At 62.8% G+C, this 23,304-nt stretch carries 16 protein-coding genes; 7 read left to right on the top strand and 9 right to left on the bottom strand.

Features of this window, described 5'->3' with window-relative positions; genetic code table 11:
- Nucleotides 1–173: 173 nt before the first annotated feature.
- On the top strand, nucleotides 174–4,178 hold the full coding sequence (locus NKJ76_RS22345) for a PAS domain S-box protein (RefSeq protein ID WP_352538375.1): 4,005 nt from the start codon (nucleotides 174–176) through the stop codon (nucleotides 4,176–4,178).
- A 265-nt stretch (nucleotides 4,179–4,443) separates the two neighbouring features.
- Here NKJ76_RS22345 and NKJ76_RS22340 read toward each other — a convergent pair whose 3' ends face one another.
- Nucleotides 4,444–6,408: an acetoacetate--CoA ligase gene (locus NKJ76_RS22340; RefSeq protein WP_352538374.1), complete on the bottom strand. Its 1,965-nt coding sequence runs from the start codon at nucleotides 6,406–6,408 to the stop codon at nucleotides 4,444–4,446.
- A 366-nt stretch (nucleotides 6,409–6,774) separates the two neighbouring features.
- Between NKJ76_RS22340 and NKJ76_RS22335 the strand changes: the two genes are divergently transcribed.
- Complete coding sequence (locus NKJ76_RS22335) at nucleotides 6,775–8,628, top strand: AsmA family protein (RefSeq protein ID WP_352538373.1); 1,854 nt, start codon at nucleotides 6,775–6,777, stop codon at nucleotides 8,626–8,628.
- A gap of 42 nt (nucleotides 8,629–8,670) precedes the next feature.
- Here the strand turns inward: NKJ76_RS22335 and NKJ76_RS22330 are convergent, their stop codons facing one another.
- From NKJ76_RS22330 to NKJ76_RS22300, 7 genes are all read right to left on the bottom strand, one after another.
- On the bottom strand, nucleotides 8,671–9,489 hold the full coding sequence (locus NKJ76_RS22330; RefSeq protein WP_023669326.1) for an ABC transporter permease: 819 nt from the start codon (nucleotides 9,487–9,489) through the stop codon (nucleotides 8,671–8,673).
- Nucleotides 9,486–10,451 (bottom strand): ABC transporter permease subunit, encoded by a 966-nt coding sequence (locus NKJ76_RS22325; RefSeq protein WP_352538372.1) that lies wholly within the window; start codon nucleotides 10,449–10,451, stop codon nucleotides 9,486–9,488. The genes NKJ76_RS22330 and NKJ76_RS22325 overlap by 4 nt, the downstream gene beginning before the upstream one ends.
- 9 nt (nucleotides 10,452–10,460) lie before the next feature.
- Nucleotides 10,461–11,600 (bottom strand): ABC transporter ATP-binding protein, encoded by a 1,140-nt coding sequence (locus tag NKJ76_RS22320; RefSeq protein ID WP_352538371.1) that lies wholly within the window; start codon nucleotides 11,598–11,600, stop codon nucleotides 10,461–10,463.
- 84 nt (nucleotides 11,601–11,684) lie between these two features.
- Entirely contained in the window at nucleotides 11,685–12,782 is a 1,098-nt protein-coding gene (locus NKJ76_RS22315; RefSeq protein WP_023681872.1) for a polyamine ABC transporter substrate-binding protein, read from the bottom strand.
- Between the two features lie 426 nt (nucleotides 12,783–13,208).
- On the bottom strand, nucleotides 13,209–14,162 hold the full coding sequence (locus tag NKJ76_RS22310) for a DMT family transporter (protein WP_352538370.1): 954 nt from the start codon (nucleotides 14,160–14,162) through the stop codon (nucleotides 13,209–13,211).
- 161 nt (nucleotides 14,163–14,323) lie between these two features.
- Entirely contained in the window at nucleotides 14,324–15,223 is a 900-nt protein-coding gene (locus tag NKJ76_RS22305) for a DUF2167 domain-containing protein (RefSeq protein ID WP_352538369.1), read from the bottom strand.
- Between the two features lie 150 nt (nucleotides 15,224–15,373).
- Nucleotides 15,374–16,801 carry a helix-turn-helix domain-containing protein gene (locus NKJ76_RS22300; protein WP_352538368.1) on the bottom strand — a complete coding sequence of 476 codons (1,428 nt, stop codon included), beginning with the start codon at nucleotides 16,799–16,801 and terminating at the stop codon, nucleotides 15,374–15,376.
- A 250-nt stretch (nucleotides 16,802–17,051) separates the two neighbouring features.
- On the opposite strand from NKJ76_RS22300, the gene aceA reads away from it, so the two are divergent.
- From aceA to NKJ76_RS22285, 3 genes are all read left to right on the top strand, one after another.
- On the top strand, nucleotides 17,052–18,341 hold the full coding sequence (gene aceA / locus NKJ76_RS22295; protein WP_352538367.1) for an isocitrate lyase: 1,290 nt from the start codon (nucleotides 17,052–17,054) through the stop codon (nucleotides 18,339–18,341).
- A gap of 52 nt (nucleotides 18,342–18,393) precedes the next feature.
- A complete protein-coding gene (locus NKJ76_RS22290) occupies nucleotides 18,394–18,636 on the top strand; it encodes an SMc00767 family acetate metabolism repressor (RefSeq protein ID WP_352513154.1) in 243 nt (80 codons plus the stop codon).
- Between the two features lie 277 nt (nucleotides 18,637–18,913).
- Nucleotides 18,914–19,375, top strand: coding sequence for a response regulator (locus NKJ76_RS22285; RefSeq protein WP_023669317.1), 462 nt, complete (start codon nucleotides 18,914–18,916; stop codon nucleotides 19,373–19,375).
- 30 nt (nucleotides 19,376–19,405) lie between these two features.
- Here NKJ76_RS22285 and NKJ76_RS22280 read toward each other — a convergent pair whose 3' ends face one another.
- Nucleotides 19,406–20,113 (bottom strand): HAD family hydrolase, encoded by a 708-nt coding sequence (locus tag NKJ76_RS22280; protein WP_352538366.1) that lies wholly within the window; start codon nucleotides 20,111–20,113, stop codon nucleotides 19,406–19,408.
- A 147-nt stretch (nucleotides 20,114–20,260) separates the two neighbouring features.
- Between NKJ76_RS22280 and NKJ76_RS22275 the strand changes: the two genes are divergently transcribed.
- On the top strand, nucleotides 20,261–21,697 hold the full coding sequence (locus NKJ76_RS22275; protein WP_023681878.1) for a glutamine synthetase family protein: 1,437 nt from the start codon (nucleotides 20,261–20,263) through the stop codon (nucleotides 21,695–21,697).
- Nucleotides 21,698–21,817: 120 nt separating this feature from the next.
- Entirely contained in the window at nucleotides 21,818–23,104 is a 1,287-nt protein-coding gene (locus NKJ76_RS22270) for an NAD(P)/FAD-dependent oxidoreductase (protein ID WP_023746247.1), read from the top strand.
- The last annotated feature ends 200 nt before the right edge of the window (nucleotides 23,105–23,304 follow it).

The following is a 23,304-nucleotide window of genomic DNA, read 5'->3' as shown; positions in this document are numbered from 1 at the left end:
TTCCGAGGGGCTGTTAACCAAGTGGCCAGAGATTCCACCTGCTTCCCGCCATGGCTTGTGGACCTTCGCCGCGCGGGCTTTTATTAACAAAGCGTTAACTGCAAATTGCCCGCCTTGTAGGTTCGCCAAGAGGGGTTCGCCAAGAGGTTTCACCGAAAGGGTCCGCCAAGCGCATGCCTTCCGAGAACTACTCTTTCCTCGATGTCGCCGTGCTCGATGCGGTTCGCCAGCGCTTCGCCGCCGGCGACGCGATCGCGATTCTGTCGGCCGACCTCGAACAGGTGATCTGGGCGAACGGCCCGGGCGCTGCGGTGTTCGGCTATCCCGATATCGAGGCCATCATCGGCGCCTCGGCACAGCTGCCGCTGATCGCCAGGCGTCAGATCATGGCGACCGCGGGCTTCCCGCAGATCGGCAGCGACCGCGCCATTACGGTACGGCTGGCGACCGGCATCACCAGCCGCGCCGTCGGCTTCCTGGCCAGTGCGGTCACGATGCCGGACGGCGAAAGCGCCATCATGCTGGTGGTGCCGGCAGCGCAGGCCGGCTCGCGCAGTGCTGCCGAGATTGCGGCCCGCGCGATCAGCGGCTTTACCGAAGACGGCCATTTCATCGCCTTTGTCGACGCCGCCGGCACTGTCGAGGCGGCTTCGGATGGCTTTGGCGCGCTCGCCATCCGACCTGAGACGCTGGCCGCGCTTGTCGCCGACGTGGCGAGCCAGGACGACCGCATGGTCAAGCGGCTGGTCCCCGGCGGCGCCACGTCCTATCCGGCCGGCTTCGCGCGCCTGACCGAGTCCAGGCATCTGCTGGTGGTCATCGACGAGGATCAGCTCGGTGAGGAAAATCCTGTCGGCGAGCTGGATGCCGAACCTGCTGCAGCGCAGGTCGACGATGGCCCGGCGCAAGCCGCCGCGGAGAACGCGGTAACGGTGGATGCGGTGGCTGACCAGCCCACCGCAAGCGGGAATCAGGGCGCCCCACTCGCGGCCGCACCTGATGTCGGGGAGACAGGTCCGGCTGCCACCGAGCATGATGCTTCGGCGTCCACCGATACAAAGGCGGACCATCGCGAGCAGACGACCGGCCGCGAGCAGGCGGCGAATGACAGCGCGCCGGCGCAACATGATCATTGGTACTTCCATGCCGGCGAAGAGCCGCAGGCGGGCGAGCCGGACAGCCCGGCGCAGGCCGAGCCGGACTCTGTTTCCCCGGCCGAGAGTGCGCAGTTGGACAGCAGTGCCGCTGCGCCCGCCCTGCCCTCTGACGCAGCCCCACCGGCTGCGCCTCCCGCCAAACGTGAGGTCGACCGCTCGGCGCCGCCGCTGCGCTTCGTCTGGCGCACCGACGCCGACGGCAAGTTCAGCGCGCTGTCGCCGGAATTCGGCGACATTGTCGGCAAAGCCGCCGCCGACGTGATCGGCCGCCGCTTCAAGGACGTCGCGACAACTTTCGGCCTCGACGCCTCGGGCGAGATCGCGGGCCTGCTTGAACGGCGCGACACCTGGTCGGGCCGCTCGGTACTGTGGCCGGTTGCCGGCTCCGACCTGAAGATACCGGTCGATCTGGCAGCACTGCCTGTCTATGGCCGCAGCCGCGCCTTCGAAGGTTTTCGTGGTTTCGGCGTCGCCCGCGCCGGCGATGCGGTGGTCGATCCGGAAGCAATCGGCATGGCGCTGGTCCCCAATGGCGCGCCAGCGGCAGCAGCTGAGCCGGCCCCGGAACAGCCCGTGGCGGAAGCTCCCAGGGCGGCCGATCCGTTCGAGGGCGAAGTGCCGGCGCTGACCATCGTGCCGAAGCAGGAACGTCGTTTTGCCGACAAGGTCATCCGGCTGGCCGAGCATCGGCAGCCCGCCAACGACAAGCAGCCGACAAGCGAGAGGGGCCTGTCGACGCTGGAGCGCAGCGCTTTCCGCGAAATCGGCGAGCGGCTGAAGAAGGACAATCCCCCGCCGGAGCAGCCGGAGACTGCCAAGCAGGCCGAACCGGCCAATCCGGATCAGGTAACGCCAGACCAGGCCAAGGCAGATGAGCTCAAGCCGGATCATGTCGAGGCGAACCAGGCTGAAACAGCCGCGCCAGCCCGGCGGCCCGCCGAGGTCTCGAGTCCGGGCGAAGCCGGCCCGGCTGCCGTGGCTGAACCATCGGCAACCGCACCCGAAAATGAAACGGCTGAGGCCGAACCGCCGGAAAGCGATGCCGAGGACGAAAAGGATCTCGCGCGGCTTGACGGCGAGCAGCCGGACGACGGCCTTGCGGACGGCGAAGCAGGCGAGGCGAAGGCGCCGACAGTGTCGCGCTCCCTGCTCGACTATGCCGATCCCGAACGAGGCTCCGTCACCGAAGACAGTACGGAAGCAACGTCGTCCAACGACGAACCTGCGCTGGCTTCCGAACCGGATGATACGCAAGCCCAAGAGATCGTCGAGGCCGCAGAGCCACAGCCGGTTGTTGCCGAGACGCCGGCCAATGCCGGTGAAGACGACAGCATGACGTCGGCCGACTTCCGCGATGCCGAGGACAATGAGGATTGGGCGCCGTCCGACGAGGCGACCGATTCCGCCGTGGAAGACGGGGACAAGGCCGGCGATGCGGACACAGTGCCGGCAGAACCACAGCGCCTGAAAGTGCCGCCGCTCAAGCTTGAGGGGTTCATGCCTTCGGCATTCTCGGCCGGAGATGAACACAAGGCCCCTGACACGTCGATCCTCGGCAAGCTGCCGGTGCCGCTGCTCATCCATTCGGGCGACGAGCTTCATTACGCCAATGAGGAATTCCTCGGCCTGACCGGCTATGACACGCTTGAGGACCTGAGCGACGCCGGCGGGCTCGACGCGCTGTTTGCCGATCCCTATTCAGAAATGGCCGGCGAAAGCGACCACACACTCAAACTGAAGACGCGCGAGGGCCAGGAATTTCCGATCGAAGCCATTTTGCGTTCGGTGCCGTGGCGCGCCGGCAAGGCGCTGATGCTGGTGGTGCGACGTACCGGCGATAACGAGCCGCCGATGGTTGCGCATCTCGCAGCCGAGGAGCAGACGCAGCCCGATGTCTCCGAACTCAAAGCGCGCATTGCCGAGATGCGCACCATCATCGACACCGCGACCGATGGTGTGGTGTTGATCGGCCGCGACGGCGACATCCGCTCGATCAGCCGGCCGGCCGAGGCGCTGTTCGGCTTCGACAGCGACGACGTCACCGGTAAACCGTTCGCCTCGCTGTTTGCCATCGAAAGCCAGCGCGCGGCGCGCGACTATCTGAACGGCCTGTCCGAGCCCGGCGTGGCGAGTGTGATGAACGATGGCCGCGAGGTGATCGGGCGCGAGGCGCAAGGGCGCTTCATCCCGCTGTTCATGACCATCGGCAGGCTGCCCAATGACAGCGGCTTCTGCGCCGTGGTGCGCGACATCACGCAGTGGAAGCGGGCCGAAGAGGATCTGACCCAGGCGCGCGCGGTGGCCGAGCGCGCCTCCTCGCAGAAGACCGATTTCCTCGCCCGCATCAGCCACGAGATCCGCACGCCGCTCAACGCCATTATCGGCTTTTCCGAGCTGATGGTGGACGAGAAGTTCGGCCCGGTAGCCAATGACCGCTACCGCGACTATCTCAGAGACATCAACCGCTCGGGCAACCATGTGCTCGATCTCGTCAATGACCTCCTCGACATTTCGAAGATCGAGGCCGGCCAGCAGGAAATGGACTACGAGGCGGTGTCGCTCAACGATACGCTGGCGGAGACGGTGGCGATGATGCAGCCGCAGGCCAACCGCGAGCGTGTCATCATTCGCTCCAGCTTCGCCTCGCGACTGCCCGAAGTGGTCGCCGACCTCAGAAGCGTGCGCCAGATCGCGCTCAACATCCTGTCCAATGCCATTCGCTATACGCAAGCCGGCGGACAGGTGATCGTGTCGACCGCCTATGAAACCTCCGGCGACGTTGTCATGCGGGTGCGCGATACCGGCATTGGCATGAGCCATGCCGAGATCGAGCAGGCGCTGAAGCCATTCAAGCAGATCAATGCGCTGAAGCGCGGGCGTGGCGACGGCACCGGTCTCGGCCTGCCGCTGACCAAGGCGATGGTGGAAGCCAACCGCGCCCGCTTCACCATCACCTCGACGCCGGGCGAAGGGACGCTGGTCGAGGTCGCCTTCCCGTCGACGCGGGTGCTGGCCGAATAGGGCCGGCCATTCCCGGGCGAGAATCCCGGACAAAGAAAAGGCGTCCAACAGGACGCCTTAAATGGGATTTGCTGTCACAACGGGGGCTTGAGCGAATCTGATCCTCAGGGGACGAGGAACGGGATTTCTCCCTCAAGTTACGTGCGACTATCGGCGCCGGGCCTTAACAACTCCTTACCGGCCGTCCAAAAAATTTACGAATGTGTACCACTCATGAAATCTAGGTAAATTCGACCGACATATCTGGTTAACCATCCCGGCCGCGTCACTCAGCCAGCTGCGGCAGGTTCCTGAACAGCTCCAGCGCCTCTGGATTGGCCAACGCTTCCTTGTTCTTGATGGCGCGGCCATGCACCACGTCGCGCACTGCAAGCTCGGTGATCTTGCCCGATTTGGTGCGCGGAATGTCGCTGACGGCGACGATCCTTGCCGGCACGTGGCGCGGGCTGGCGCCGCTGCGGATCTTGGAACGAATGCGCTTTTCCAGATCCTCGTCCAGCGTCACGCCGGCGGCCAGCCGCACGAACAGCACGACGCGGACGTCATTGTCGAAATCCTGACCGATGCACAGCGCCTCAAGGATCTCCGGCATCTGTTCGACCTGATTGTAGATCTCCGCCGTGCCGATGCGCACACCGCCCGGATTGAGCGTCGCGTCGGAACGGCCGTGGATGATCATGCCGCCATGCGCGGTCCATTCGGCGAAGTCGCCGTGGCACCAAACATTGTCGAAGCGCTCGAAATAGGCGGCCTGGTATTTCTTGCCCTCAGGATCGTTCCAGAAGCCGATCGGCATCGACGGGAACGCTTTTGTGCAGACCAGCTCACCCTTTTGCTCGCGGATCGGCTTGCCGTCATCGTCCCATACATCGACGGCAAGGCCGAGGCCGGGACCCTGGATCTCGCCGGTCCAGACCGGTTGCGTCGGTACGCCGAGCACGAAACAGGAGACGATGTCGGTGCCGCCGGAAACCGAGGCCAGATGCACGTCCTTCTTGATGCCGTCATAGACGAAGCGGAAGTCCTCCGGCGACAGCGGTGAGCCGGTGGAGGAAATCGCCCGCACGGACGACAGATCATGGCTGCGGATCGGCTTGAGCCCGGCCTTGCGTACGGAATCGATGAATTTGGCCGAGGTGCCGAAAAAGGTCATCTTCTCGGCATCTGCGAAGCTGAACAGCACATTGCCGTCGGGGTGGAAGGGCGAGCCGTCATAGAGCAGCAGCGTGGCGCCCGAGGCCAGGCCCGACACCAGCCAGTTCCACATCATCCAGCCGCAGGTGGTGAAGTAGAAGAAGCGGTCGCCTTCGATGAGTCCGGCATGCAGCCGGTGTTCCTTGACATGCTGGACCAGCGTGCCGCCGGCCGAATGGACGATGCATTTGGGAATGCCAGTGGTACCTGACGAGAACAGGATGTAGAGCGGATGCGCGAACGGCAGCCGCTCGAACGTGACCGCTTTGGCGGTAAAGGGTAACACCGCCTCTTCGAGCGCCACGGCCTTGTCGATGATCGCTGCGATATCGCGCGAGGTACCGAGATAGTCGACGATCAGGACCTTGCGGACGGTTTCGAGCTTCGCCGCAACGGCAGCGATCTTGTCGGCTACCTCGATTGCCTTGCCATTGTACCAATAGCCGTCCGGCGCAATGAATATGACCGGCTCGATCTGGCCGAAACGGTCGAGCACGCCCTGCTCGCCGAAATCGGGGGAACAGGACGACCAGACCGCGCCGATCGAGGCGGCCCCCAGCATGGCGGCGACGGTTTCCGGCATGTTGGGCATCATCGCCGCGATGCGGTCGCCCTTTTTTACCTTGAGCGACAGGAAAAGCTGCTGAAAGCGCGAAGTCAGCTGGTGCAGTTCGTTCCACGACAGCCGCCGCTCGATCTTGCCCTCGCCGCGAAAGACGATCGCGTCACCGGAACCGGTCTTCTTCAGCAGGTTCTCGGCGAAGTTCAGCGTCGCATCGGGAAAGAACGATGCGCCGGGCATCTTGTCGCCATCGACGAGCACCGTCCCATCGGTCCCTTTGTCGCCGACAATGCCGCAAAAGTCCCACAGCAGGCTCCAGAAGCCTTCGCGATCCTCGACCGACCAGCGGTGCAGTTCGGCGTAGGAGGCGAAGGATGTGCCGCTTTTGGCCGCTGCTGCCTTCATGAACGCGGTCAGTGGTGCTGCGTCGATCTGGTCTTGCGTCGGGGTCCAGAGCGGTGCTTCGGCAGCCATTATCGATCCTCCTTGAAGCCCGTCGCGTCGCAAGATAGATATGCTTTTGTTTTGATGCACGTCGTTGTCCCGGAACCGCTGCACTCTTCCGGGCGACATGCACTAGCCTCAGCTTTACAGGCGCGCTGTCCCAAAAACGCCGCGCCTCGTAGCAGGCTGAAGCTGCATCGCTTATGCCTACCACCGTGCGGCAGAGCAAGATTTTGTTCCGCTAAACTCGGCCATGTGTGCGCAATTGCCATCGCCGGGCCATAAAGACTTGAAATGCCTCAGCCCTAAGTCGTAGTGACGACTGGAAGGCGTGGTGACAACTGGCGGTTACACCCGTCAGGCGATTTTTATCGGAATGAAAGCAACCGGGGCAATATGCCATCACCTTTGATCCGGCGCGGAATATGGGCGATCGGCGTTGCCGTGCTCGTCATCGCGCTGGTCGTCGCCGCTCTGCCGCTGATTGCCTCGACCCGGATCGTGCGCGATCGCATTGCCTGGGAGATGAGCGCGTGGAGCGGATTCAGGGTCACCATCGCCGGTTCGCCGCGCATCGAGGTGTGGCCGAAGTTCCGCGCCATATTGAGCGACGTCACGCTGTCGCAGTGGACCGAGACCGACGCGCCGCCGGTGATCGAGGCCGAACGGGTCGAGGTCGACCTTTCGGCCATGGCGGCGCTGCAGGGCGATGTGGTGTTTTCGACGGCGCGGCTGGTGCGGCCGACGATCCGGGTCCAGCGCGCCGCAAACGGCATATTCCTGCCCGCCATGCCAACGGGCGGACGCATCACCCGCTCCATCGACACGGCGCGCGGCGTGGTCAACGCCGATCCGACGAAGCCGGATCTGAACAAGCTGCCCGCCGATCCGTTCGGCACCGTGGAATTCAGGGACGGCCGCATGGTCGCCTCCGTCGGCGGCAAGGACGTCGAATTGCTGACCAGCCTGTCCGGCCAGGCGAGCTGGGCAGCGATGAACAGCAACGCGACCTTGTCGGCGACCGGAATCTGGCGCGGCGAGAGCGTCACCGTCGATGCCGCCTCGCCCAAGCCGCTGGTGCTGTTTGCCGGCGGCGCCGCACCGGTCACGTTTTCGTTCAAGGCAGCGCCGGCCAGCTTCTCGTTCGACGGCACGGCCAGCATGTCGCAAAACGCCTATTTCGATGGCCAGGCGAAATTCGCCGCGCCCTCGCTGCGGCGCGTGCTGGAATGGTCGCAGGCCGGCATTGCTCCTGGTACGGCGATCGGTTCGGTCTCGATTTCGAGCAAGATCACGGCGACCGCCGGCCGCGTCAAATTCGAAAACACCGCGGTGACGCTCGACAACAACCCGGGAATGGGGGCGCTGGATTTTTCGTTCGGCGACGCCTTGCCGGTGATATCAGGCACACTCGCCTTCGATACGCTCGACCTCAGGTCGCTGTTTTCGGCCTTCACGCCGCTGGCGCCGACCGGCGAGACCGGTCCCGGCGAAATCGACACCAGCTTCGCCGACCGGATCAATCTCGATCTGAGGCTGTCAGCGGCGCATGCCTCGGCCGGCGCAATCCAGCTTGCCGACGTCGCCGCCACGGCGCAGGTGAAGAACGGGCTTGCCGTCTTCGATATCTCCGATGCGTCGGCCTTTGGCGGCAACGTGCAAAGTAGCCTGCGTTTCGACCGCAAACCGGAGGGCTCGCAGGTCGAGATCCGGCTGCTCGCCTCCGACATTGACGGCGCCGCTTTCGGCACCGCGGCCGGAATGACGCGGCTGGTGCCGGCCAGCACCGGCACTGTCTCGGTCATTCTCAAAGGGCCGGGCAAATCCTGGGACTCGATCTTCGAGAACGCGGACGGCTCGGTCTCTGCGACGTTCGGGCCTGGCGCGCTGAGCGGGCTCAATTTGCCGGCATTTCTGAAGCACACGGAACAGGGCGGCTTCTTCGCGCTCGACGACGTCTCGGACGGGACACTGCCGATGGACGGCGCCGAGCTCAAGGCCACCATCTCGAAGGGTGTGGCAAGGCTGGACAAGGCCGAGGCCAATTCGGCGAAATACAAGGTCTGGCTGTCCGGCATCGCCTCTTACGGCGGACGCGGGCTGGCGCTTTCGGGGGGTGTCACCCAGGCCGACCCGGCAGCGGCACCGGTCAATGGCCAGCAGGGATCCAACCAGTCGTCATTCTTCGTCGGCGGCACCTGGAGCACGCCGTTCATCTCGCCGATCAGCCGCGGCGTCTCAGGCGAATAGGCGGTCCCTTACCGGAACCGCCCTATCCCTCGTTTGACGCAATCAACCGCGCTGCGCGGCCTGTTCGTCGAGCTGGCGCTGCACCTCACGCCGCTTGTTGGCGACCGAAGCGATGATGACGCCTACCGCCACGACGGCGATCAGGATGGTGCAGGCGGCGTTGATTTCCGGCGTCACGCCGAGCCGCACCTGGCTGTAGATCTTCATCGGCAGCGTGGTGGCGCCAGGCCCGGAGGTGAAGGAGGCGATGACCAGATCGTCAAGCGACAGGGTGAAGGCCAGCATCCAGCCGGAGACGATGGCCGGCATGATGACCGGCAGCGTGATCTGAAAGAAGGTCTTTACCGGCGTTGCGCCGAGGTCCAAGGCAGCTTCTTCCAGCGAACGATCGAACGACACCAGGCGCGACTGCACGACGACGGCCACGAAGCACATGGTCAAGGTGATGTGAGCAAGCGTCACGGTCAGGAAGCCACGGTCGAGACCGACGGCAACGAACAGCAGCAGCAGCGACAGGCCGGTGATGACTTCCGGCATGACCAGCGGCGCAAACACCATGCCGGAAAACAGGATGCGGCCGCGGAAGCGGGTGTAGCGGGTCAAGGTCAGTGCCGCCAGCGTGCCGAGCACGGTTGCCACAGTGGCGGAGATGACACCCACACGCGCGGTCACCCAGGTGGCGTCCATCAGCCCCTGATTGTGGAACAGCGAGGCATACCATTTGGTCGAGAAGCCGCCCCAGACGGTGACCAGCTTCGACTCGTTGAAGGAGAAGACGATGAGCAGCACGATCGGCAGATAGAGAAAGGCAAAGCCCAGCACGACCGAGGTGACGTTGAAGCGGCTCCAGGTGGCGTTCATTTGTCCTGCTCCTGGGCGCGTGCCTGGGCCTGCTGGAAGAGCATGATCGGCACGATCAGGAGCAGCAGCAGGATGACGGCGACGGCCGACGACACCGGCCAGTCACGGTTGGCGAAGAATTCATTCCACAAGGTCTTGCCGATCATCAGCGTCTGCGAGCCGCCGAGCAGATCGGGAATGACGAACTCGCCAACCGCTGGAATGAACACCAGCAGGCAGCCGGCGATGACCCCGGGCAGCGACAGCGGGAAGGTGATCTTCCAGAAGGCTGATGTCGGCGGGCAGCCGAGATCCTTTGCCGCCTCGATCAGCGAATAATCCATCTTTTCCAGCGAGGAATAGAGCGGCAGCACCATGAATGGCAGGTAGGAATAGACGATGCCGATGAAGATCGCCGTGTAAGTGTTGAGGATGATCAGTGGCTGATTGATGATGTGCAGCGACAACAGCAGCTGATTGAGCAGACCCTCGGGCTTGAGGATGCCGATCCAGGCATAGACGCGGATCAGGAACGACGTCCAGAACGGCAGGATTACCAGCATCAGCAAGGTCGGACGGATCGTCGCCGGCGCGCGGGCCATGCCGTAGGCGATCGGGAAGCCGACGAGCAAGGTCAGGATCGTCGAGACTGCAGCGATGATAACGCTGGTCACGTAGGCTTTGAAGTAGAGCGCGTCCTGCGTTAGCCAGACATAATTGTCGAAGCTGAGTTCGCGGAAGCGGACAAAGAACCCGGACATGCCGTCCCTGAAATCGAGCGCCGGCGTGTAGGGCGGCATGGCGATCGCCGACTGCGACAGCGAAATCTTGAAGACGATGATGAACGGGATGAAGAAGAAGAACAGCAGCCAGAGATAAGGCACGATGATGACGAGCCGGCTGACGAAGCCGGCGCCGAGCCGTGTCAGAAACGGTTTGGCCGCTGTCGATGGGCCGGTGCCGGTGGTGGCGATGTTGGACATGGCCGCCCCCTACCGTGTCAGCACGACGCCGGCATCCGGCCGGAAGGAGACCCAGGCGCGGTCGTTCCAGGTCAGCGGATCATCGGTGACGCGTGCAGCGTTGAGCGCGCTTGCCCTGATGATCTGGCCGTCATCCAGCCTGATGTGGTAGACGGTCATGTCGCCGAGATAGGCGACGTCGTAGACCTCGCCCTCAAGCGCATTGACTGCGTCGGCCGGTTTCTTCGACGACACCTTGATCTTCTCCGGCCTGATGGCGAAGACGATGTCGGAACCGGCCTTTGTATCGGTGCTGTTTTCGACGACGATCTGGGCCCCTGTCGCGCCGGTAATGCGCGTGGTGTTTGCCGCACGCTCGGCGACCTTGCCCTCGAACATGTTCACATTGCCGACGAAGTGGGCAACGAAGCGCGAACTGGGGGCTTCATAGACTTCCGCCGGCGTCGCCACCTGCATCACCTCGCCCTTGTCGATGATGGCGATGCGGTCGGCCATGGTCATCGCCTCTTCCTGGTCGTGGGTGACGACGACGAACGTAAGGCCGAGATTTTGCTGCAGGTCCATCAGCTCGAACTGCGTTTCCTCGCGCAGCTTCTTGTCGAGCGCGCCGAGCGGCTCATCGAGCAGCAAGACTTTTGGCCGCTTGGCAACCGAGCGGGCGAGCGCGACGCGCTGGCGCTGGCCGCCCGACAATTGGTGCGGCTTGCGCTTGGCGAACTGCTCTAGCTTCACCAGCTTCAGCATCTCGGCGACGCGCTTTTCGATATCCGGTCCCGGCATGCCTTCCTGCTTGAGGCCGAAGGCAATGTTCTTTTCCACGCTCATATGCGGGAACAGCGCAAAGGACTGGAACATCATGTTGACCGGGCGGCGGTAGGGCGGGATGCCGCGCAAGTCCTGGCCGTCGAGAAGGATACGGCCGGCGGTGGGCTCCTCGAAGCCGGCAAGCATCCGCAGCAACGTCGACTTTCCGCAGCCCGACGCGCCGAGCAGGGCGAAGAACTCGCGCTCGAAAATGGTCAGCGACAGATTGTTGACGGCGGTGAAGTCACCGAACTTCTTGGTGACATTCTCGAATTGGATATATGGCTTGGCGTTCGGGTCGTTCCATGGCGCGAAATCCCTGCGGATGCTGCCAAGCGATTTCATGTCCCACTCCGTCCTGTTTTTTTTGCTTCTTGCCCCAGAGAAGAATGGTCCCGGCAGATGACTGCCGGGACCATGTCGCATTGCTTACTGGCCGGTGACGATCTTGGTCCAGCTGCGCGTGATCAGGCGCTGGGTCTTGGGATCGTAGGGCTGGACCGTATAGAGCTTTTTCAAGGTCTCGGCGTCCGGATAGACCGCCGGATCATCCAGCAGCGCCTTGTCGACGAACTGCTGCGAAGCCTTGTTGCCGTTGGCGTACAGCACATAGTTGGACGACTTGGCGATCACTTCCGGCTTCATCATGTAGTTGAGAAATTCGAGTGCCTCGGCGGCATGCGGCGCATCGGCGGGAATCGCCATCTGGTCGAACCACATCTGGGCGCCTTCCTTGGGCACGGAATAGCCGATCTCGACGCCTTGCTTGGCCTCGACCGCGCGGTTGCGTGCCTGGAAGACGTCACCCGACCAGCCGACCGCCAAACAGATATCGCCGTTGGCGAGCGCGTTGATGTATTCGGACGAATGGAATTTGCGGATATACGGCCGCACCTTCAGCAACGTCTCCTCGGCCTTGGCGATGTCGTCAGGTGAGGTGCTGTTCGGATCGAGGCCGAGATATTTGAGCGCCGCCGGGATGATGTCGGCCGGCGAGTCCAGCACATAGACGCCGCAGTCCTTCAGCTTGGCCAGGCTGTCGGGATTGAAGAACACATCCCAGCTGTCGATCTTGTCGGTGCCGAGTGCTGCCTTCACCTTCTTGATGTTGTAGCCGATGCCGACCGTGCCCCACATGTAGTTGATCGAATATTCGTTGCCCGGATCGTATTTGGCGGTGCGCTCCGAAACCGTGTCCCACATGTTGGAAATGTTGGGCAGCTTCGACTTGTCGAGCTTCTGGAACACGCCGGCCTGGATCTGGCGGGCCAGGAAGTTGCCGCTGGGCACGACGACGTCATAGCCGCTGCCGCCGGCAAGCAGCTTGGTCTCGAGGATTTCATTGGAATCGAAGGTGTCGTAGACGACCTTGATGCCGGTCTCCTTGGTGAAGTCGTCAATGATCGAACTGTCGATGTAATCCGACCAGTTGAAGACGTTGACGACGCGATCCTCGGCATGGCCGCCGACGGCGAAAAGCGTCAGAAATGCCGAGGTTGCCGAAAGCCAGAGCGCTTTGCGGATCATGCTGTTCTCCTTTGATGAGTGTTCCTTCGCCAAGTCGTCGCTGTTCGAGCGCGATTGGGCATTTGCTTCAGAGTATTGAGCTTTCCGGGCAGCCACAAGCATGAACTGCCAGCGCCGTCCGGGCGGTTCGACGAGCGGCAGATGATGGCTCTGTGTGCCCGCATGGCGGGCGCGCTGACGCCGTCAGAGGCTTTCGCCGTGGCGCGGGCAGGGATACGACGCTGTGGTCCGGTCTTGGTCCGACCGGCGGGGACACTTGGCAAGATAAGCCTGTCTTGTTGTTGCCGTGCCCCCAGCCTGCCCGTGCCGCAGCAAGGTTGTCAATGGCCCGCGCGGGGAAGCTCGGTCAATCGGGCGTGCGGCTTCGGTAATTGGGCAAAGACGGGCGTAATTAGGGAAGACGGGCTCAACCAAGGGAAAGGCGGGTCAATTAGGGGATGGCAGGCCGGTGGTCCCCGGCCGTGCAGGCCTCGCCTGGCGCTTGAATTCAAGCGCGATATGGACGAGCAGCGCGGCGACCACCACCGCGCCGCCGATGATGGTGCGCACCGAGGGCACCTCGCCATGAACGAGCCAGACCCAGATCGGTGCGAGGATCGGCTCGAACGTGCCGAGGAGTGCTGCGATCGCCGCCGGAACCAGCCTCGCGCCGGTGGCGAAGAAGGCAAGGCCCAGGCCGAGATTGATGACGCCGAAGGCAAACAGGAAAGCCATGTCGTGGGCCGACGTGGCAAACTGCGTGGCTTGCGATGCGGCGAAAGCCGCTGCCAGCATCGTGCCGAGGCACGTCGCCGGCGTCATGCGCACATGGGCGAAGCGCCGGGTGATGACGGTGGCAATCGAGAACATGACGGCGATCAGCAGCGACAGCCCGTCGCCGATGGGCGATACGGCGCCGTCGAGCGATTCCGACACCATGATGGCGACGCCGGCGATGACGGCGGCGATCGCCACCCAGGTCGCGACGGCGACGCGTTCGCGAAACAGCACCCAGGCAAGCAATGCCGCCAGCAGCGGCACACCGGCCTGCATCAACAGGATATTGGCAACGGTGGTGTAGGCGAGCGCGACAACGAAGCACGTCGACGCCGTGGCGAAACAGACGGCCACGGCAAGGCCGGGCAGGCCCATGTCGCGAAACAGCCGCAACATGCCGCGCCAGCCGTCGCGCCAGGCCATGAAGCAAATCAGGAACACAGCTGCCCACAGCGAGCGCCAGAACACCACCGTCCAACTGTCAGCGGTGTCGATGAAGCGGGCGATAGTGCCGCCAAAGCTCCACATCAGCGCCGACAGGAACACCAGCAGCAAGCCAACCCGCTCTTCGCGCGGCGAGACGATCGGCGGTGCGGCGATTGGAGAAGATGCGGTATCGGTCATGGGGTGCGACTGTCGGCTATCTCGGGGCGGCATGATGCACAATGGATGACAGAAACGTGCCGTATTCGCCTAGCGCATAGGCTACCCCCGGACGTGATCCAGCCCGGCATTCCCTTTGGCGCACCGCCAACCGGCAGCCATACGGGCAAACACCGCCGTTTCTAGGACATGCCCTTGTTGCCGCGGATAAAGCGCCAAAGACCGGCCAACGGTACCAGCAGCAGAATGCCGAACTTTTTCAGGGCGATGAGCGCGACCGCAATCAGGCCGGCCTTTGCCGCGAGTTTTCCAGCGATGAGGCCGCCAATGCCAACCGCGGCGACCGTGTCGGTGCCGGGCAGAAAATCGGTGTATTTCTTGCCGGTGTTGAAGTCCGCCACGCCCAGCACTTCGTCCAGGCTCTGCTTGATCTCCGGCAATTGTTCAACCGTAGCGATGTAGCTCATCACGAAGACGCCTTCCCGGCCGAGGAAACGGACGTCGTAATTGAGCGTGTGGACGGTATCGTCTCCGAACTGCAGTTCCTTGGCCCAGTGCAGCCGCTTGTGGACGAAATCATAGACCGGCGGCGAGGCCCAGCCGATCAGCTTGATCGGGGGAAAGCCGTCCTTCACCCGCTGATCATTGCCCGACAGCGTGTCCGCCTGCATGCTGCTCAGCAATTCGGTATAGTCGATGGATGCGGCGTCGGCGTCATCGACATGGCCGATCTTTTCATAGCGCAATTCGATGCCCCAACCGTTGCCGGCGATGGGCTCGTACTTGGCCGGGAAGATCATGCCGATTGCTTCGGACGCGGTATCAGCCGGATTGCCCCAGGCCTCGGTCAGGACGGAGGTCGCGTCCTTCTTGCCCAGAAAATAGAACTTGTCCTTGAGATCGAGATGGATGCCTTCGAGAAGGTCGATCATGCCGGCCTTGGGGTCGATCTTGTCCAGGAATGCCTTGCCGTCGTCACTATACTGTTGATAGTCCTTGAAGAATTCCGAGGATTTTTCTGCCAGAACAGGCCCCGCCAAAAGGGCGAGCGCCACGCCAAGCCACAAAGCTTTCCTGTTCATAAGCCGTCCCCCCCTTGGCTGCCCTGCAGCTCACCTTCGATAGCGCAGCGCCGATGCTTAATCAATATTTGGTTCGGCGATGGTTCGGGCCGCGCTCTATTGCTTAGCGCAAACAGCTGCAGTCTTCCGCGACCTCCATCCCGAGAAGCATCACTGGAAATCGAAGGCGCTCAGGCCCGTCACCATCTCGTCCAGGCCCAGCGGACGGGTCACCGGCGGCTCGGCGCGGGCGAGGCAGCCGATGCGTTCGCACAGCCGGCAAGCGGGACCGACCGGCGTGGCGGCGCCCTGTCCGGCCTTTGCCGGCAGCCCGGCGCCATAGACGGTCTCGTCGCGAAAGCCGATATCGCAGCCCAACAGCAGCGCGGTGCGGCGCGGGCGCTCGGAGAACGAACCCTGCGGCCCCTCGAGCGTGCGTGCGATGCAGAGGAACTCGGCGCCGTCGGGCATTTCCACCGCCTCGACCAGGATTTGGCCAGGCGAAGCGAAAGCGGCATGGACCGGCAGTTTCGGGCAGCCGCCGCCAAAGCGGCTTTGCGGAAAGCCCTGTCCGCCGGCCTTGCGGAAGCGGTTGCCGGCATTGTCGACCTCGAGCATGAAGAACGGGACCCCGGACAAGCCAGGACGCTGCAGCATGGTCAGGCGGTTCGCCGCCTGTTCGAAGGAGACGCCGAAACGCGAGCGCAGCACATCGATATCGTAACGAGCCCGCACGGCGGCGGCATGAAAGGCCTGATAGGGCATCATCAAGGCATGGGCGGCGTAGCGGCCGAACTCGAAGCGGGCGAGCCGGCGGGCTTCGTCCGTACCGAGCTTCAGCGCCTGAATTTCGCCGGCGATCGCGACCGTCATGCGGATCAGGCAGGCCTCCATGGCGACTTCGCGCAACTGGTCGAACGGCGACAGCCGCTCCGATAGAAAAAGACGCTGCGAATGACGGTCATAACGGCGGCGCCAGTTCGGCATGGTGGCGACCGGCAGCACTTTAACGACAATGCCATACTCGCGCTTCAGCCACGCCTTCAACGCGCCGAACAGATCGTCGCCGGGGTCGAGCACCGAGGTGAAGGCCTCGGCCTCTTCCTCCAGTGCTGCAAAATGGTTCGGCCGGCGCTCGAAAATCTCGTGCACTTCGTCGATCGGCAGCCGCGCACCGGACAGCGCCGTGGCGCGGCCCTCGCGCGCCAGAAGCTCGTTGAGATCGGACAGCCGCTCGGCCTGCTCGCGGTAAGCGCGAAACAGTTTTATCATCGCAGCCGATGCGTTGGGGGCTGCCTCGGCCAGTTCGATCAGTTCCTGGTCCCCCGGCAATTCACCGGCAAGCAGCGGGTCGCCGAACACTTCCTTCAAGGCCGAGATCGACCCTCTCGCCTCACCCTGCAATTCATGCGGGTCGACCTTGTAGACAGAGGCCAGCTTCAGGATCAGTTGCACCGTCAGCGGCCGCTGGTTGCGCTCGATCAGGTTGAGATAGGACGGCGAGATGCCGAGCCCCTCGGCCATCGCCGTCTGGGTCAGGCCTTTGGCGATGCGGATGCGGCGGATGCGCGGCCCGGCGAATATCTTCTGGTCGGCCATCGGCTTTCCTTGACAGGAATTTACACGACTTGCGAGCGATGAACGGCGCACCATCTTTTTACAATCATGACAGATTTACAGCGGCAAGCAGTCAAACACAACACAGGTTTTCTCTTATTTTCTACCGGAAATGGCGTTTTTTCCTCGCTCTCGTCGCGGCGCAATGTAAATGATGTCACACACAGACGACGCACACCATCCCAGGGTGCGGCGTTTCAAGACACTGGCATCGATTGATCTGGAGTGACCAATGACTGATTTTTACAATCTTGTCCCATCCGCGCCCGAAGGCCGCTTCGACGGCATCGAACGAGCCTATTCGCCGGACGATGTGAAGCGGCTGCGCGGGTCGGTCCAGATACGCCAGAGTCTTGCCGAAATGGGCGCCAACCGGCTGTGGAAGCTCATCCACGAGGAAGACTTCGTCAATGCACTCGGCGCCATGTCGGGCAACCAGGCGATGCAGCAGGTGCGTGCCGGGCTGAAGGCAATCTATCTCTCGGGCTGGCAGGTAGCCGCCGACGCCAACACCGCGTCGGCCATGTATCCGGACCAGTCGCTCTATCCCGCCAATGCGGCGCCCGAACTGGTCAAGCGCATCAACCGCACGCTGCAGCGCGCCGATCAGATCGAGACCTCGGAAGGCAACGGCCTGTCGGTCGACACCTGGTTCGCGCCGATCGTCGCCGATGCCGAGGCCGGCTTCGGCGGACCGCTCAACGCCTTCGAGATCATGAAGGCGTTCATCGAGGCCGGCGCTGCCGGCGTCCACTATGAGGACCAGCTGGCCTCTGAGAAGAAGTGCGGTCATCTCGGCGGCAAAGTGCTGATCCCGACCGCCGCGCATATCCGCAACCTCAACGCGGCGCGTCTGGCGGCCGACGTGATGGGCACGCCGACGCTAGTCGTGGCACGCACCGATGCGGAAGCGGCAAAGCTTCTGACCTCCGACATTGACGAGCGCGACCAGCCTTTCGTCGACTACGATGCCGGCCGCACGGTTGAAGGCTTCTACCAGGTCAGGAACGGCATCGAACCGTGCATAGCGCGCGCCATTGCCTATGCGCCGCATGCCGACCTGGTCTGGTGCGAGACCTCCAAGCCCGATCTGGCGCAGGCCAAGAAGTTCGCCGAGGGCGTGCGCAGGCATCATCCGGGCAAGCTGCTCGCCTATAATTGCTCGCCGTCGTTCAACTGGAAGAAGAACCTCGACGACGCGACGATCGCCAAGTTCCAGCGCGAGCTCGGCGCCATGGGCTACAAGTTCCAATTCATCACATTGGCCGGGTTCCACCAGCTCAACTTCGGCATGTTCGAACTGGCCCGCGGCTACAAGGCGCGGCAAATGGCGGCTTACTCCGAACTGCAGGAAGCCGAGTTCGCGGCGGAAGTCCACGGCTACACCGCGACCAAGCACCAGCGCGAGGTCGGCACCGGCTATTTCGACGCCGTGTCGATGGCGATCAGCGGCGGCCAGTCGTCCACCACCGCCATGCATGAATCCACCGAGCACGCCCAGTTCAAGCCGGCAGCGGAATGAACCGATCGACATAACCAACAGAGGAAACGCCCGAAGGGCAAGGGAGAAGAAAATGGCATCGATAAGCCGCGTCAAGGAACGTGCAGACGAGCAGTCCACCACGATGAGTGTCGACCAACAGGCGACCATCCGCATGCTGGCCAACGACCTGCACAGGCTCAATCAATCGGTGATGAAGGCAGTCGAGGCCGGCGTCTCGGTGGAACTGGTGCGCTCGGCCCGGCATCATGGCGGCGACGGCAATTGGGGCGACCTGCTGATCCCGGTGATCGTCACGCAGAAGAGTCACGGCTGATCTTTCCCTTACGGAAGCTTTGTGCTTGTGGAACTTATGGGCCCCGCCGCTCACTGGCCGATTTCAACGTCACCCGCGGGTTTTCAGCACGGGTGACTTTCGCTTTTGAGCGTAAACTTAACTACAGTTCGAAAACAGACCTTATCTCCGAGGTTTAATATTTCCGGCTATATTTCGCAGGTCCGTCATTTCAGCTTGACATGGCGGGCGATCTCACGCCAATTGGCTCTCGGATTTCAACCCTGCATTGAAGCAGCGCCGAGTGCCCGCCCCGCCCATGTGCCCTGTGAACCGCGAGACCGACACCGCCAAACATCTGAATTCGTCAAGCAGGGACGCGAACTCCGAGATATCAACGGATTTCTCCCACGTGCTGGTCGTTGGAAAATCGCCGATCAACCGGGTGGTGGTGTCGAAGATCGTCGAGAAGTCCGGACTGAAGCCGATCTCCGAGTCGCCCGAAATGGCGGCCAAGACATTGCGAACCCTCATTCCGGGCGCCGTTGTTCTCGATGGCGGCCCCGACAACGAGGACTGCCGCGCGCTGATGGCGGCCATCGACGCCTTGCGGCGGACATCTGGGCGGTCGCTCCCCAAGGTGATCCTGCTTTCAACCAAGACCGGCACGCCCGACAGCCTGGGCCTGTCGAGCGTGGTAGATGTGGTGGTAACCAAGCCGATCACCACCGAAAGGCTGCAGCCGGTGGTCGACCGGCTGATCAGTCTCGGGCGCGGCTGATCGCAATCCGCCCGAACGCGTGCGGGGCGGTCAGCCTTCCTTGCCGATGCTCTCGATCAAAGCCGGCAGTTCGCCAAGATCGACAATCTGGCGGAAGCGCGGTGCTGCCACCGGCGGTTCGACATGTTCGAGCACCCAGGTCAGTTCGTGCGGGACGTACACACCCCAGCTCCCGGCCTCGATGGCCGGCACCACGTCCGACTTGAGCGAATTGCCGACCATCATGCTGGTCTGCGGGCTGCCGTGACGGCCAAAGATCCTGGCATAGGTGGCGGCGCTCTTGTCGCTGACGATCTCGACGGCATCGAACAGGTCGCCAAGGCCGGACGCCGCCAGCTTGCGCTCCTGGTCGAACAGATCGCCCTTGGTGATCAGCACCAGATGGTAGGCGCCGGCGAGCCTTTCCACGGTCTCACGCGCATGCGGCAAAGCCTCGACCGGATGTCCCAGCATGTCGCGGCCGGCGGCAAGGATTTCGGCGATGGTCGACCCCGGCACACGGCCCTCGGTCACTTCTATTGCCGTCTCGATCATCGACAAGGTAAAGCCCTTGATGCCGAAGCCGTAGACGGCAAGGTTGCGCTTCTCGGCCTCCAGCAGCCGTGCCGAAATGTGCTCGCCCTCGCCATGGTCGGCGAGTAGGGTTGCAAAATGCTTCTCGGTCAGGCGGAAGAACTGTTCGTTCTGCCATAGGGTATCGTCGGCGTCGAAGCCGATCGTGGTCAATTTGCCTGGCATACGGTGTCTTCTGCTGCTCGATCTGCGGGAGGTTGACCCTAATCTGCGTGGCGCGATTTTCAACCAGGAAGGCGAAGACAGGCAGCTCCCCTTCCCTTCCATCACCGGCAACAGCTATACTGTGATAATTGCAACCCAAACTGGTGAATGATGCCGCCTGCGAAAAAGGAAGTCCGTCCGTCGACCCGCGGAGGACGCGTCCGAACGCCTGCCTTCGTGAAAAATCAACGCGGCGTGAAGAACTGGAAGGAAGTCAGCGCTTGGCTGGAATGGCGCGGCATCGAAGACATAGAATGCATCACGCCTGATCAGGCCGGCGTCGCGCGCGGCAAGATGATGCCATCGAAGAAATTCACTTCCAACACCTCGCTGGCGCTGCCATCGGCAGTGTTCATGACGACGATTTCGGGCGGCTATCCCGAGGACGGCAACGGTTTCCACTATCCGGAGGATGATGGCGACCTGAAGCTGATGCCGGATCTGTCGACGTTGACCGTGGTGCCGTGGGAAGAAGACCCGACGGCCGCCGTCATCTGCGACCTCGTCCATCAGGATGGCCGCTCGGTCGAGTTCACGCCGCGCAACGTCCTGAAGCGCGTGGTGGCAGCCTATGACAAGCGCGGGCTGAAGCCGGTGGTGGCGCCCGAGATCGAATTCTATCTGGTGCGCAAGAACCCCGACCCGGATTACCCATTGACGCCACCAGTCGGGCGTTCCGGGCGGCCAATCGGCGGCGGAGCCGGCTATTCGATCGCCGGCGTCAACGAGTTCGACGAACTGATCGACGACATCTACCATTTCTCCGAAAGCCAGGGCCTGGAGATCGACACGCTGATCCACGAGGAAGGCGCCGGCCAGCTCGAGATCAATCTGCGTCACGGCGATCCGGTCGAGCTCGCCGATCAGGTGTTCATGTTCAAACGCACCATTCGCGAGGCAGCGCTGAAGCATGAGATCTATGCCACCTTCATGGCCAAGCCGATCCAGGGCCAGCCAGGTTCTGCCATGCACATCCACCAGTCGATCATCGACAAGAAGACCGGGCTGAACATCTTTTCGGCGAAGGACGGCTCGGAAACCGACGACTTCTTCCATTTCATCGGCGGCATGCAGAAGCATGTGCCGAACGCACTGGTGATGTTTGCTCCCTACGTCAATTCCTACCGCCGGCTGACGCAGTCGGCCTCGGCGCCGGTCAACAACAAATGGGGCTATGACAACCGCACCACGGCGTTCCGCGTGCCGCGCTCGGATCCGGCGGCGCGGCGTGTCGAAAACCGCATCCCGTCTTCCGACGCCAACCCCTATCTGGCGCTGGCGGCCTCACTTGCCTGCGGGCTGATCGGCATCACCAACAAGATCAAGGCCGAGCCTCCGGTGCTGACCACCGCAAACGCCGATGAGATCGACCTGCCACGCGGCCTGCTCGAAGCCGTCGACCTTTTCGAAGGCGACGAGGAACTGTGCGCTCTTCTGGGCAAGTCCTTTGCCGCAACCTATGCAGCGATCAAGCGGGCGGAGTTCGAGACCTTCATGGAAGTGATCAGCCCGTGGGAGCGGGAGTATCTGTTGCTCAACGTGTGAGCGGCGACTTCGTCGTGTGAATGGTGAATAGTGAATGGTGAGTAGTTTCATATTGGATGGATGAGCGCAGACGTCGTGCGTCTCGCAGCCATTCACCATTCACCATTGGCTGGTGTCCCCATGCCTTACCAATCACCTATCTCCCCCGGTCGCTCTTGGTACGAAGACACAGCCGGACCACGCCCTGAGTACCCTGCCCTGGACGGCGACCGCAGCTGCGACGTCGTCGTGGTCGGCGGAGGCTTCACCGGGCTGTCGGCGGCCGCTCATTTGGCGAAGGCGGGAGCCGACGTCGTTCTGATCGAGGCGCATCGCTTCGGCGACGGCGCTTCAGGGCGCAATGGCGGCCAGCTCGGCACGGGCCAGCGCGCCTGGGCCGAAGAGATGGAGGCCGAATACGGCTTCTCCCGCGCCAAGGCGCTGTTCGACCTTGCCGAGGAGGCGAAAGCGCACCTGCTCGAATTCGCCGCCGTCAACCAGATCGACATCGACTATATGCCCGGCCAGTTGTCCGTGGCGCACAAGCCGCGTTATCTCGACGACTACAAGGCGCATGCCGAGATCATGGCCGGCCGCTTCAATTATCCGCACATCGCCTTCATGGATGCCAGGGAAACGGCCGAACGGCTGGGCTCCACACGCTACTTCGGCGGCACCCGCGACACCGGCACCGGACACATCCACCCGATGAAGCTGGTGATCGGCACGGCAAAGGTGGCGGCAGCGGCCGGCGCGCACCTGTTCGAGCAGACACTATCGACCGGTGTTACCTCCAGCGGCGGCAAGGTCAGGGTGACGACTCCGAGAGGCACCATCACCGCCCAGAAATGCCTGATCGGTGTAAATGCCTATGGCGGCACGCTGGAGCCGGTGAGTGCCGCGCACATCATGCCCATCGGTTCCTTCATCGGCGCGACGGTGCCGCTGGGCGTGGATTCGAAAGTGCTGCCGGGCGGCGAGGCGGTCGACGATTCGCGTTTCGTCGTGCGTTATTTCCGCAAATCCAGGGATGGAAGGCTGCTGTTCGGCGGGCGCGAGGTCTATGGCGTCAACGATCCGAAGGACATCCATGTCCATATCCGCCGGCAGATAGCCGAGCTTTATCCGGAGCTGAGCGATGTCGAGATCACCCATGGCTGGGGCGGCTATGTCGGCATCACCATGCCCAGGAAACCGTTCGTGCGCGAGGTGATGCCCAATGTGATCTCGGCCGGAGGCTATTCCGGCCACGGCGTGATGCTGTCGAACTTCTTCGGCAAGCTCTATGCCCAGACCGTCGCCGGCAACCGCGACAGACTGAAGCTGATCGAGGACCTGAACATCCCGGCTTTTCCCGGCGGCCGGCGATTTAGAACGCCATTATTGTTCTTGGCACTGAACTGGTTTGCCCTGAGGGACCGAATATAGGGAAAGTATCTCATATCAGCCGTGGCTGGTACTGAGCTGATTCTATTGAGCTGTTGGTTGCCGCAGCGAGACGTTGCAGAATCCTTAACAAGAGCGCACAATTCCCCTGAGGGCGCACTGATGCCACAATCAAGGGCAAAGGATGCCGGTTCTGGGCGATTGAACGGGGATTTCTGCGGGCCTGCCCGCTTTGTTGTGGG

This window comes from Mesorhizobium sp. M0029 (genome assembly GCF_040323735.1).
Taxonomy (GTDB): Bacteria; Pseudomonadota; Alphaproteobacteria; order Rhizobiales; family Rhizobiaceae; genus Mesorhizobium.
The sequence above is the reverse complement of the archived record's forward strand: the minus strand, read 5'-3'. Positions and strand labels throughout refer to the sequence as shown.

Excerpts from the sequence above, each read along its gene's own strand:
- NKJ76_RS22315 (WP_023681872.1), bottom strand. The coding sequence starts at position 12,782 with ATGATCCGCAAAGCGCTCTGGCTTTCGGCAACCTCGGCATTTCTGACG.
- NKJ76_RS22290 (WP_352513154.1), top strand. The coding sequence starts at position 18,394 with ATGGCATCGATAAGCCGCGTCAAGGAACGTGCAGACGAGCAGTCCACC.
- NKJ76_RS22300 (WP_352538368.1), bottom strand. The coding sequence starts at position 16,801 with ATGGCCGACCAGAAGATATTCGCCGGGCCGCGCATCCGCCGCATCCGC.
- NKJ76_RS22285 (WP_023669317.1), top strand. The coding sequence starts at position 18,914 with ATGTGCCCTGTGAACCGCGAGACCGACACCGCCAAACATCTGAATTCG.
- NKJ76_RS22335 (WP_352538373.1), top strand. The coding sequence starts at position 6,775 with ATGCCATCACCTTTGATCCGGCGCGGAATATGGGCGATCGGCGTTGCC.
- NKJ76_RS22305 (WP_352538369.1), bottom strand. The coding sequence starts at position 15,223 with ATGAACAGGAAAGCTTTGTGGCTTGGCGTGGCGCTCGCCCTTTTGGCG.
- NKJ76_RS22340 (WP_352538374.1), bottom strand. The coding sequence starts at position 6,408 with ATGGCTGCCGAAGCACCGCTCTGGACCCCGACGCAAGACCAGATCGAC.
- NKJ76_RS22310 (WP_352538370.1), bottom strand. The coding sequence starts at position 14,162 with ATGACCGATACCGCATCTTCTCCAATCGCCGCACCGCCGATCGTCTCG.
- NKJ76_RS22275 (WP_023681878.1), top strand. The coding sequence starts at position 20,261 with ATGATGCCGCCTGCGAAAAAGGAAGTCCGTCCGTCGACCCGCGGAGGA.
- NKJ76_RS22270 (WP_023746247.1), top strand. The coding sequence starts at position 21,818 with ATGCCTTACCAATCACCTATCTCCCCCGGTCGCTCTTGGTACGAAGAC.
- NKJ76_RS22280 (WP_352538366.1), bottom strand. The coding sequence starts at position 20,113 with ATGCCAGGCAAATTGACCACGATCGGCTTCGACGCCGACGATACCCTA.
- NKJ76_RS22330 (WP_023669326.1), bottom strand. The coding sequence starts at position 9,489 with ATGAACGCCACCTGGAGCCGCTTCAACGTCACCTCGGTCGTGCTGGGC.
- aceA (WP_352538367.1), top strand. The coding sequence starts at position 17,052 with ATGACTGATTTTTACAATCTTGTCCCATCCGCGCCCGAAGGCCGCTTC.
- NKJ76_RS22325 (WP_352538372.1), bottom strand. The coding sequence starts at position 10,451 with ATGTCCAACATCGCCACCACCGGCACCGGCCCATCGACAGCGGCCAAA.
- NKJ76_RS22320 (WP_352538371.1), bottom strand. The coding sequence starts at position 11,600 with ATGAAATCGCTTGGCAGCATCCGCAGGGATTTCGCGCCATGGAACGAC.
- NKJ76_RS22345 (WP_352538375.1), top strand. The coding sequence starts at position 174 with ATGCCTTCCGAGAACTACTCTTTCCTCGATGTCGCCGTGCTCGATGCG.